This window comes from Streptomyces sp. NPDC012769, assembly GCF_042901205.1.
Taxonomy (GTDB): domain Bacteria; phylum Actinomycetota; class Actinomycetes; order Streptomycetales; family Streptomycetaceae; genus Streptomyces.
This window is the reverse complement of the sequence record NZ_JBIBCP010000001.1, coordinates 1066715-1078103: the sequence shown is the minus strand read 5'-3', so window position 1 is coordinate 1078103 and position 11389 is coordinate 1066715. Positions and strand designations below refer to the sequence as shown.

The window sequence follows — 11389 nt, the reverse complement described above, 5'->3', positions numbered from 1 at the left end:
CTCCGCAGGCGGCTCCGGGGCGCCATCGGCCCCGATGCGGCAGCGCCGGGGGCAGCGGCACGGCATGACCGCCCTCGCCGCCGACGATTCTACTGTCGTCGAACAGGCCGAGACGCTCCGGGGCCGGCTGTCGCGCGCCGAACCGGTGGGACGTGTGGAGAAGGCGTGAGCGAGTGGTGATCGCCCGTTGATCGGCCGTAGAGCCGTGCCGTGGACCATTCGAGCCAGGGGGAAACACGGCTCGACGGTCACCACCGGTCGACGCCGCCCTCGGCGTGCCGTACGGGGCGCCCGGGTCCCTGGTCCCCGGTAGTTGGCCATCCCACGGAAGGTGGACGAGGCATGGACGGTGTTCAGTCGCCGCAGTCGACGGCGGGCTTCGGAGAGCTGCTCAGGATCTGGCGCGAGCGGGTCGGCCTGACCCAGCAGGTGCTCGCCGACCACGCGACCCTGAGCGTCCGGGCCATCCGGGACATGGAGAGCGGGCGGGTGCAGCGTCCCCGGCAGGAGACGGTCCGGCTGCTGGCCGACGCCCTGCGACTGGAGGGCCGCAACCGGTCGGTCTTCGAGGCGACCGCACGCCGGCAGACGTTCGCCGAGGAGCCCTGCGACGAGCCGACCGCGCCGCCGGTCGCCCGGGGCGCGATCGTCGGGCGGGAACTGGAGGTCGAGGTGCTGGCCGACGCCTTCGCCGAGCACGGGGACCGGCTGGTCACGGTGGCCGGACTCGGCGGGGTCGGCAAGACCCGGCTGGCCCTGGAGGTCGCGAGACGGCTGCACCTCGCGTCCCGGTGGTCGGTGCGCTGGATCGACTGCGGCCGGCTGCCGGTCGCCGGACTCGAACGCCGTACGGACCTCGCCCGCGCGATCGGCGAGCGGCCCACCCTGCTGGTCCTGGACGGCGCCGACGCCGGCGTGGACACCGCCCTGCTGGACGAACTGTTCCAACGCTGCCCCGGCCTTCGCGTACTGATCACCGCCCGCGTCCCGCAACCGCTCCCCGGCGGCCAGGTGATCCCGCTCGCCCCGCTGCCCACCCCCGGTCCGGAACTCGACCACGATCCGATGGCACTCGCCGAGGTGGGAGCCGTACGGCTGCTGCTCGCCCACCTGCGCCGGCTGCGCCCCGGCTACCGCCTCGAGCCCGACGAGGCCCCCGCCGTCGCCGCACTGTGCCGCCAACTCGACGGGCTGCCCGGCGCGTTGGAGCTCGTCGCCGGCTGGTCGACGGTGCTGTCCCCGCGCCAGCTGGTGGCGCGGCTCGCGGACGGGCCGTTCCACCTGGCGCCGCCGCCCGCGGGGTACGGAGGCAGGGCGGACATACGGGCGGCGCTGGGGGCCGCCCTGGACCGCCTCACGCTCGGCCAGCGGGACCTGCTGGAGCGCCTCGCGGCCGAACCGGGGGACTGGTCGGGCGAGGACGCGGTCCAACTGAGCGGCCGGCCGCCGCAGGAGTGCCTGGCGGCGGTGCACGAGCTGCTGGCGAGCGGGCTGATCCGCAGCGTCCAGGCCCGCGACGGGGTCCGCTTCACCGTCCTGAATCTCTGCCGGAGTCTGTGCGGGGGCCGGGCGTACGCGGAGCTGGCGACGGCGAGTTGAGCCTGGTCCGGCGGGCCGGTGTGTTGGCCCGGTGGCCCGGTGGTCCGGGCCGATACTGCCCGCATCCTGCCGGGGGAGCTGCCGGTCCGGCGCCCGGATCGTCCCTAACGTTCTGTCCACGGCCGGGCGAGCCGGAGACCCGGAGGCCGAGACACCCGGAGACCGGGACACCCGGAGACCGGGAGGCCCGGACGGTCCGATGTCCCGGGATTTCCCACCACCATCGACACAGAGGGTTTGCGCCGTGGATCAGCATGCCGTGGATCAGCACGGAAAGGCCGAGCCGGCCGGTCTGGAGGTCGTCGTGTCGACCATGGCCTCGGACTCCCACACCTGGAACCTGGTCTTCCTGCAACTGCTCCTGGAGGAGCTCGGGCACCGGGTCACCAACCTGGGCGCGTGCGTGCCGGACGGCCTGCTGGTCGCCGAGTGCCGCCGGATCGAGCCCGACCTGATCGTGCTGAGCAGCGTCAACGGGCACGGTTTCCACGACGGACTGCGGGTGATCGACGCGCTGCGCGCCTGTCCCGAGCTGACCCGTACGACGACGGTGATCGGCGGCAAGCTGGGAATCTCGGGCTCCGGTGCTCCCGCCCGGCAGCGGGCGCTGATGGCGGCCGGGTTCGACGGAGTCTTCGAAGAGGGCCGACCGGTCCGGGAGTTCCCGTCCTTCGTCGGCTCACTGGCCGCCGGGGCCGGGGCGGGGGCTGCCGGGGCGGTGCCCGCCGGGGCCGTTGCGCCGGTGGCAGGCTCGGGGGTGCTCCTGTGAACGGCTTCCGGGGCGGCGGCGCGAGCGACGAGCCGGCCTCGCGCCCGTACGTCCCCGCCGGCGTCCCCGCCGGCCTCCCCGCGGCGGGCGGCTTCGGCTCCTTCGTCGCCCGGGCCCGGGCGGCCGGTGAGCTGGTGGTCCAGCCCCGGATGGGCATGGCCGATCCACTGCGGATGCGCGACGGCCTGCTCGCCACCCGGGCCGCGGACGCCGTCACCGTGGGCACCCTCACGCTCGACAGCTACACCCGTACCGGCGACCTCGCGGCCGCCCGGCACGCGCTCGCCGAAGGGGTCGGACTGAACGGCTACCCGATCGCCACCCACTCCGCGGACACCACCCGCGCGGTGCTGCGGGGCGTGGCGGACGCGCGCTTCCCGGTGCAGGTCCGGCACGGTTCGGCGATGCCGGAGCACATCGTCCGCGCACTGCTCGCGGTCGGGCTGGACGCCACCGAGGGCGGGCCGGTCTCGTACTGCCTGCCGTACAGCCGGACGCCGCTGCGGGAGGCGGTCGCCGCCTGGCAGCGGAGTTGTGAGCTTCTCGCATCGGCGCGGGAGTTCGGCGCCGAGCCGCATCTGGAGACGTTCGGCGGCTGTCTGATGGGTCAGCTCTGTCCGCCGAGCCTGCTGATCGCGGTCAGCGTGCTGGAGGCGCTGTTCTTCCGGCAGCACGGACTGCGCGGCATCTCGCTCAGCTACGCCCAGCAGGCCGATCCGCGCCAGGACGAGGAGGCGCTCACCGTGCTCGGGCGGCTGGCCCGCGAACTGCTGCCGGATGTCGACCACCACATCGTCCTCTACGCGTACATGGGTGTCTTCCCGCGCTCGCCCGGTGGTGCCCGGCTGCTCCTGGAGGACGCGGCCCGGCTGGCGGTACGGGCCGGCGCGGCCCGGCTGATCGTCAAGACCACCGCCGAGGCGCACCGGATCCCGACCGTCGCCGAGAACGTCCGCGCGCTGGAGACGGCCGCCGCGGCCGCCGCCGACGAGCGCGCCCGCCGCCCCGCGCCGCCCGCCACCCCCGTGACGTACGCCCAGGCCTCCGGCCTCCAGACCTCCGGCCTCCAGACCTCCGGCCTCCAGACCTCCGGCCTCCAGACCTCCGGCCTCCAGGACACCGGCATCGAGGCGGAGGCGCGGGCACTGATCGGTGCCGTCCTGGAACTGGACGCCGACATCGGCCGCGCGCTGGTGCGGGCCTTCGCCGCCGGCTATCTGGACGTGCCCTACTGCCTCCATCCCGACAACGCCGGCCGGGCCCGCAGCTCCCTCGCCCCCGACGGCCGGTTGCACTGGTCGAGCGTCGGGTCGATGCCGATCGCCGGTCTGGCCGACGGCGGACCGCGTCCGCCGATCCTCGGCTCGGCCGGGCTGATCTCGGCGCTCTCCCACGTCCAGCGGACCTACGACGCCCGAGCCGCCACACGGTCGGCCGTCGGGGACCACGCCCTCGCGACTGCCTTTCCCGCGACTGCCTTTCCCGCGACCGCCGCCCCCGAGGCCCCCTTCCCCGAGACGCCCCGCGCGCCCGCCGCGCCGCCCCGTACGACGTCCACGCCACGACGAGAGTTGGGACTCACCACACCATGACCACCGACGGGCACACGGCCACCGCACCGATCCCGGACCCCGGCCGCCACCTCACCGCCCCGGCCACCCGCAGCGCGCTGCGCATCCAGCACCAACTTCTCACCGCCGCTCGCTCGTTCCTGCGGGATCGGGGCTTCACCGAGCTGCTGCCGCCCATCATCGGACCGGTCACCGATCCCGGCTCGCGCGGTTCCAAGCAGGTGGACGTCGATTTCTACGGGCACCGCTACAAGCTGATGACGAGCGCCATCCTCTACAAGCAGGCCTCGCTGCTCGCCTTCGACAAGATCTTCTGCATCGCTCCCAACGTCCGTCTCGAACCGCTGGAGACCGCCGGCACCAGCCGCCATCTGGCCGAGTTCCACCAGCTCGACGTGGAGATGGCGGGTGCGAGCCGGGACGACGCCGTGCGGCTGGTCGAGGAGCTGGTGGTGCACATGGTCGACAGCGCGATCCGCGAGCTGCCCAAGGACTTCGCCGAACTCGGCCGGGACGTCGACGCCTTCGGCGAGCTGCTGAAGGGCTCCTTCGGCCGGATGCGGCACGCCGAGGCCGTCTCCGAGCTCCGGGACCTCGGCCACCCGCAGAGCCAGGACGCCGAACTCGACTGGGCCGGTGAGGCGTTGCTGTCCGCCCAGCGGGACCGGCCGTTCTTCGTCACCGACTATCCGAAGGGCTCGCGCGGCTTCTACGACCGCGAGGACCCCGAGAACCCGGGGATCCTCCGCAACTTCGACCTGATCGCGGCCGAGGGCTACGGCGAGCTGTGCAGCGGCAGCCAGCGCACCAACGACTACGCGGAGATCGTCACCCGCATGCGGGAGACCGGCGAGAACCCGCAGAAGTACCGCTGGTACCTGGACCTGGTCCGCGAGGGCGTGCCCGGCAGCGCGGGCTTCGGCATCGGGGTCGAGCGGCTGACCCGCTACGTCGCCGGTCTGGACGCGGTCTGGCAGGCCAGCGCCTTCCCGAAGCTGGCGGGGGTGGTGTCGCCGTGAGCGACCTCGCGGCGCCCGGCTTCCCGGAGGAGGCGGTCCGGCACCGCGCCCGGGCCGGGGCGGCGGCGGCCTTTCCGCCGCCCGGCGAGTACGGCACGGTCCTGTACGGCGCGGGCGCCGGATCGGGGCCCGGGGGCGGATCCGGGGCCGGGTGGGGGGCCGGGTTCGGGACCGAAGGCGCGTGGCGCCCGGGCGGCGAGCGGGACCCGCTCGACGCGCTGCGGATCACCCCGCCGGTCTTCATGCCGCAGCGGCTCGCCCGGCTCATCGAGCTGGGGCGGGAGCCGGACTATGGGGACGTCGAACTGACCACCCCCATCGGCGGGTTCACGTCCCCACTGCCCGTGTACGTGTCGGCTCTCGGCTCCACGCGGGCGGCCGGCGGCGACCTCGGCCTCGCGCTCAGCCGGCAGGCGGGTGCCCTCGGCCTCCCCATGGTGATCGGCGAGAACGTCGTCCCCGTCAACGGTTACGGCCGGCTCGGCGAGGCGGCGGACCGGGCGCTCCTCGGCCGCCTCCGCGCCTACGTCGAGGAACTGCCGGACGGGCGGGGCGGCGTCGCCGTCCAGCAGTCCACCGAGGACGCGGACGCCGAGGTGTGGAACCTCGTCTACAGCGACCCTGCGGCCCTTCCGCTGCTCGAATCCGGACGCCTGGCCTTCGAGTTGAAGCTCGGACAGGGAGCCAAGCCGGGACTCGGCGGGATGACCGTCCTCGACGCCGAGGCGGCCGCCCGGCTCGGCGACCGTTACGGGATCGACGACGTCTTCGGCGACGGCCGTGTCCTGCGTTCCAGCACGCCCGGCACCTTCACGGCGGAGATCCTGCGCCAGCAGGTCCGGCTGATGCGCAACAACTTCCCCCGCGCCCGGATCTGGGTGAAGCTGCACCCCGGCCGGGACGTGGCCGAGGCCGCCCGCGTGGCCGCCGAGGCGGGCGCGGACGCCGTCGCGGTGGACGGCGCCGAGGGCGGCACCGGCTGGGCGCCGGGCGGGTTCCCGGCGCAGGTCGGCCTGCCGCTGGCGGAGTGCCTGCGCCGGCTGGCCGCCGCGGGGCCGCCGCCCTGCCTGCTGGTCTCCGGACGGATCTGGGAGGGCGGCCGGGCGGTGAAGAGCCTGGCGCTCGGCGCCCGCGCGGTGGGTCTCGGCCGGGCGGCCCTCCTCGCCACCGCCGAGGACCCGCGGGCCGGTCTCGTCCGATTCGCGGAATGCCTCGCCCTCGAACTCCGCCTGCTGATCAGCGCGCTGGGGAAATACGCGCCGGCCGCCCTGGACCGCGACGACGTGTGGTCCCCCGACTTCCCCGGAACTCCCGTCACCGGATAATCGAAACGCATTCCCGCGGGAACGCATCTCCGCAGGAACGCATTCCCCGTAGGAACGCAATTTCCGCAGCCCGCCGAAGCGCCTTTGTGCGCCTCGACGGGCTGCGCCTGCTTCTTTGAAATCGGCAGGTCGGGCGGCAGGTGAAACTGCCGATGGACTTCCGTGCATTCTGCCGATCGGCCGGGAAACGCGGACCTATCGTCATTCTCACTGCCCGCAGCGTCGTTAATTCATCGGGGTTGGATGATGGAATCTCGCGGTTTCCCCTTCATATCCGTCGCACGCCGGTTCCCGGACCGCCCGGCCCTGAGGCTCGGCGCCCGGACCGTCGCCTACCGGGAGCTGGACGAGCTGAGCGGAGCCCTCGCCGCCCGGATCGCCCCCGGGCGTACGGTGGCCGTCACCGGCCGGGACCGGCTCGATCACGTGGTCGGCCTGCTCGCGGCCCTCCGCGCCGGCGCCACCTACCTGCCGCTGGACCGGGAGGCGCCCGAGGAGCGCAACCGCTGGATCCGCGAGGACGCCGGCGCCACCCTCGCCTACACCGACGGCGTACTCGTCGAACCGGCCGAACCGGTCGAGGCGGGCGGGACCGACGGACCCGGCGGCGGCGCGGGCTACCTCATCTACACCTCCGGGACCACCGGCCGCCCCAAGGGCGTGCACGTCCCGCTCACCGCACTGGCCGGCCACCTGGACGCGGCCGTCGAGCGCTTCGGCCTCACCGAGGACGACGTGGTGCTGCACCTCGCGCGCCCGACGGTGGACGTGGCCGTGGAACAAGTGCTCACCGCCCTCTCGGCCGGCGCCTGCGTCCTCGTACCGGAAGAGCAACTCCTGGCGCCCGCCGCCCTCCTCGACCTGCTCGACGCCGAGGCGGTCACGGTGGCCAACCTCGCCGCCGGCTACTTCCAGGAGGTGGTGGCCGCGCTCCGCGCGGGCGGACGCGCGCCGCGCTCCCTCCGTCTGATGATCTCCGGCAGCGACCGGCTCTACCCCGACACCGCCGCCGGGTGGTGGACGGCCACCGGTGTGCCGCTGCTCAACGCCTACGGCCCGACCGAGACCGTCGTCACCGCCACCGTCCACGAGCCGGCCGGACCGGCGGGGGCGCAGGAGCAGGGGGACACGGTCCCGATCGGCCGTCCGCTCGGCGACCGCCGGGCCTACGTGCTCGACGACCGGCTGCGGCCGGTGGCACCCGGCGCGGCCGGCGAGCTCTACCTCGGCGGACCGCTGCTCGCCTCCGGCTACCACGGCCGGCCCGGCCTGACGGCCGGCCGGTTCCTCGCGGACCCGTTCGCGCCGGAGCCGGGCGCACGGATGTACCGCACCGGTGACGTGGTCCGGCGCTCCGGCGGTGATGCCCCGCTGGAGTTCGTCGGCCGCGCCGACCACCAGGTGAAGATCCGCGGCTTCCGGGTCGAGCCCGGCGAGATCGAGCAGGTCCTCGCCGGCCACCCGGACGTCGCCGGAGCGGTCGTGGTGGCGCACGACGGCCGGCTCGCCGCCTATGTGACGGGCGCGGGGACGGGGGCGGCGTCCGGGGCGGGTACCGGCGCGGGTCCGGGTGCCGGGTCCGGGGCCGCCGCCTCCGAAGCACCCGACGCCCCCGATGGCCTGGCCTCCCCCACCGCCCTCGACCCGGCCCGGCTGCGCTCGTACCTGGCCGAGCGGCTCCCCGAGCACATGGTCCCCGCGACCGTCACCCCGCTGGCCGCCTTCCCGCTGACCGCCGGCGGCAAGGTGGACCGGGCGGCGCTGCCCGAACCCCAGGCCGCCGCGCCCGCCGCACCGACCGCGGGCCGCCGCCCGCCCCGCACCCCCGCCGAGCAGCTGATCGCCGCCGTCTGGGCGGACGTGCTCGGCGTGCCGGAGGTCGGCGCCGACGACAACTTCTTCCACCTGGGCGGCGATTCGCTCACCGCCGTGCGCGTGGTCGGCCGGGTCTTCGACGTGTTCGGCATGATCTCCCCGTACACCATCTTCGACGCGCCGACCCTCGCCGAGTTCGCCGCCGCGGTCACCGCGGCCTCGGACGATGTCGAGCGCCCGGCGCTGGAGCGCACCGGTGCCTCCGAGGCGCCGCTCGCGAACCTCCAGCGCGGGCTCTGGTTCCTGGACCAGTGGAACCCGGGCGCGCCCACGTACAACGTGCCGTGGGTGTTCCGCTTCGCGGGGCCGGTCGAACCGGAGCTGCTCCGCCGGGCGCTGGCCGGCGTCGTCGACCGGCACGAGGCGCTGCGCACCACCTTCGAGCTGCGCGAGGACGGCCCGCGCCAGGTGGTCCACCCCTCCGTGGAACTGCCGTTCACCGTCCGGCACACCACCGCCGCCGCCCTGGACGACCTGCTCGCCGAGGCCGCGCTGGTGCCGTTCGACCTGGAGACCGGACCGCTGGTCCGCGCCCACCTCTACCGCACCGGCGAGACGTCCACCCTGCTGCTGCTCTGCCACCACATCGTCTGGGACGAGGGCTCGCTCCCCGTCCTGGAGACCGAACTGGCCGCGCTGTACGACTCCCTGGCCACCGGCCGCCCGGCCGAGCTGCCCGAACTCCCCGTCCAGTACGCCGACTACAGCCTCTGGCAGGAGCAGGACGGCGCCGCGGAACGGCAACTGGACCACTGGCGCGAACACCTCCGCGACGCGCCCACCGAGCCGCCGCTCCCCACCGACCGCCCCCGGCCGGAACTGCAGGCGTTCCGCGGCGCGTTCCACCGCTTCGCCATGCCCCGGCCGGTCGCCGAGGCCGTCCGGGAGCTGGCCCGCGGCGAGGACGCGACGCCCTTCATGGTGCTCCTCGCCGGACTCGCCCTCACCCTGCACCGGCGCACCGGCCGGCGCGATCTGGTGCTCGGCTCCCCGGTCAGCGTGCGCGGCCGCTCCGAACTGGACGCCCTCATCGGCTACTTCGTCAACCTGCTGCCGCTGCGCGTCCGGGTCGAGGAGGGGATGGACTTCCGCGACCTCGTCCGGCACGTCCGTGAGGTGGCGATCGCCGGCTACCGCCACCAGGAGGCGCCGTTCGACGCCATCGCGGGCGCCGTCATGGCGGAGCGACCCGACGACCGCGCCGAGGACCGCAACCCGCTCTGCCAGGTGCTGCTCGAACTGCACCCGCTGGACACCCGCCCGCTGACCGTCGGCGGGACCGAGGTCACCCGCGAACTGCATTCCAACCCGGTCTCCCGCTTCGACCTGTCGATCTCCGTCGACGACCGGGGCACCGACTTCACCGGCCGCTTCGAGTACGACTCCGACCTGTTCGACCCGGCCACCATGGCCGAGTTGTGCGAGGCCTGGCTCGGCACCCTCGCCGCCGCCGTCGAGGCGCCCGTGCACACCCTCTTCGAGGACCGGGCCGCCCGGGATCCGCGGGCCCTCGCGCTGGTGTCCGGCGAGGACCGGATGGACTACGGCACCCTGAACGAGCGGGCCAACCGCCTCGCCCACCACCTCGGCGGGCTCGGCATCGGCCGCGGCGACACCGTCGCCGTCCTCGTCGAGCGCGGACCCGACCTGGTGGTCGCGCTCCTCGCCGCGCTGAAGGCCGGCGCCGCCTACACCCTGCTCGACCCGGACTTCCCGGCCGATCGGCTGGCCGGCGCGGTCACCGACAGCGGCGCGGCCCTGCTGGTCACCCACCGCGACGCGAGCCCGCCGTTCGAGGTCGCCCGCCACCTCGACCTGGACGCCGCGGCCGCCGCCGTCGCGGCCCGCCCCGGCCACGACCCGGGCCTGCCGGTCACCGGCACCGACCTCGCCTGCGTGATGTTCACCTCCGGCTCCACCGGCCGCCCCAAGGGCGTCGCCGTCCCGCACCGCGCCCTCACCACCACCTACCTCGGCCAGGACTACGCACGCTTCGGGCCCGACGAGGTCTGGCTGCAGTGCTCCCCGGTCTCCTGGGACGCCTTCGCCCTGGAGCTGTACGGCGCGCTGGCCTTCGGCGGAGTGTGCGTGCTCCAGCCCGGACAGCGGCCCGACCCGCAGACGATCGCCGCACTCACCCGCAGCCACGGAGTCACCCAACTCCAGCTCTCCGCCAGCCTGTTCAACTTCCTCCTGGAGGAGTTCCCGGAGACGTACGACGATCTCGCGGTGGCCTTCACGGCCGGCGAGCGGGCCTCCGTCACCCATGTCGGCAAGGCGCTCGAACAGTATCCGCGGCTGGCCGTCGCCAACGGCTACGGCCCGGTCGAGAGCCTCGGCCTCACCACCTGCCACCGCGCCACCCGGCCGGACACCACCGGCGCCTCCGTCCCGATCGGCCACCCGCTGCACGGCAAGGCCGTCCACGTCCTCGACGAGCGGCTGTGCCCCGTCCCGGACGGCGCCACCGGCGAGCTGTACGCGGCCGGCGGCGGACTCGCCCTCGGCTACGTCGGCCGCCCCGGCCTGACCGCCGAGCGGTTCGTCGCCTCCCCGTTCGGCGCGCCCGGCGACCGGCTCTACCGCACCGGCGACCTCGGCCACCGGACGGCGGACGGCGTCCTCGAGATCACCGGCCGGATCGACGACCAGGTGAAGATCCGCGGCTTCCGGGTCGAACCCGGCGAGATCGAGGACGCGCTCACCCGCCACCCGGCCGTCCGGGAGGCCGCCGTCACCGTCCACGAGCCCGCCCCCGGCGACCGCCGGCTCGCCGCCTACGTCACCGCGGCCGGGACCTCGGTGCCCGACCCGGACGCCCTGCTCGACCACCTGGCCGGACTGCTGCCCGAGCACATGGTCCCCGCCACCCTCGACATCCTCGACGCGCTGCCGCTCAACCCCAACGGCAAGGTCGACCGCCGGGCCCTGCCCGCCCCGGCCGAGCGCCCCGGGGCCGCCCCGGCCGACCCGCTGACCGCCGCCGAGCGCCTGGTCGCCGACGCCGTACGGGCCGTCCTGGGCCGGGCCGAGGACCTCGGGCCCGACGCCGACTTCTTCCGGATCGGCGGGAACTCCCTGGCCGCCGTGCGGGTCGCCATGCGGCTCTCCCAGGAGACCGGCACCCGGGTCCCGCCGCAGGCGGTCTTCCGCGGCCGCACGGTCGGCGCCATCGCCGAGCGGCTGGCCCCGTGATGTCGCGGCACCAGCACCGCACGCCCACCCGCCCGA

7 protein-coding genes are annotated in these 11389 nt (G+C 74.8%); all 7 read left to right on the top strand.

What is annotated here, in order from left to right:
- Positions 1–34: 34 nt before the first annotated feature.
- Positions 35–169 (top strand): hypothetical protein, encoded by a 135-nt coding sequence (locus tag ACFY7C_RS04790; protein ID WP_389643732.1) that lies wholly within the window; start codon positions 35–37, stop codon positions 167–169.
- Positions 170–342: 173 nt separating this feature from the next.
- Positions 343–1599 carry a helix-turn-helix domain-containing protein gene (locus tag ACFY7C_RS04785; protein WP_389643730.1) on the top strand — a complete coding sequence of 419 codons (1257 nt, stop codon included), beginning with the start codon at positions 343–345 and terminating at the stop codon, positions 1597–1599.
- Between the two features lie 259 nt (positions 1600–1858).
- On the top strand, positions 1859–2368 hold the full coding sequence (locus ACFY7C_RS04780; RefSeq protein ID WP_389643728.1) for a cobalamin B12-binding domain-containing protein: 510 nt from the start codon (positions 1859–1861) through the stop codon (positions 2366–2368).
- Entirely contained in the window at positions 2365–3960 is a 1596-nt protein-coding gene (locus ACFY7C_RS04775) for a methylaspartate mutase (RefSeq protein WP_389643725.1), read from the top strand. The genes ACFY7C_RS04780 and ACFY7C_RS04775 overlap by 4 nt, the downstream gene beginning before the upstream one ends.
- A complete protein-coding gene (locus ACFY7C_RS04770) occupies positions 3957–4958 on the top strand; it encodes an asparagine synthetase A (protein WP_389643723.1) in 1002 nt (333 codons plus the stop codon). Before ACFY7C_RS04775 ends, ACFY7C_RS04770 begins: the two co-directional genes overlap by 4 nt.
- Positions 4955–6283 (top strand): glutamate synthase-related protein, encoded by a 1329-nt coding sequence (locus ACFY7C_RS04765; protein WP_389643721.1) that lies wholly within the window; start codon positions 4955–4957, stop codon positions 6281–6283. The genes ACFY7C_RS04770 and ACFY7C_RS04765 overlap by 4 nt, the downstream gene beginning before the upstream one ends.
- Before the next feature lie 243 nt (positions 6284–6526).
- Positions 6527–11353 (top strand): amino acid adenylation domain-containing protein, encoded by a 4827-nt coding sequence (locus tag ACFY7C_RS04760; protein ID WP_389643718.1) that lies wholly within the window; start codon positions 6527–6529, stop codon positions 11351–11353.
- Positions 11354–11389: the final 36 nt, after the last annotated feature.

Coding starts and splice junctions, on each gene's coding strand:
- ACFY7C_RS04790 (WP_389643732.1), top strand. CDS start 35: ATGCGGCAGCGCCGGGGGCAGCGGCACGGCATGACCGCCCTCGCCGCC.
- ACFY7C_RS04770 (WP_389643723.1), top strand. CDS start 3,957: ATGACCACCGACGGGCACACGGCCACCGCACCGATCCCGGACCCCGGC.
- ACFY7C_RS04785 (WP_389643730.1), top strand. CDS start 343: ATGGACGGTGTTCAGTCGCCGCAGTCGACGGCGGGCTTCGGAGAGCTG.
- ACFY7C_RS04760 (WP_389643718.1), top strand. CDS start 6,527: ATGATGGAATCTCGCGGTTTCCCCTTCATATCCGTCGCACGCCGGTTC.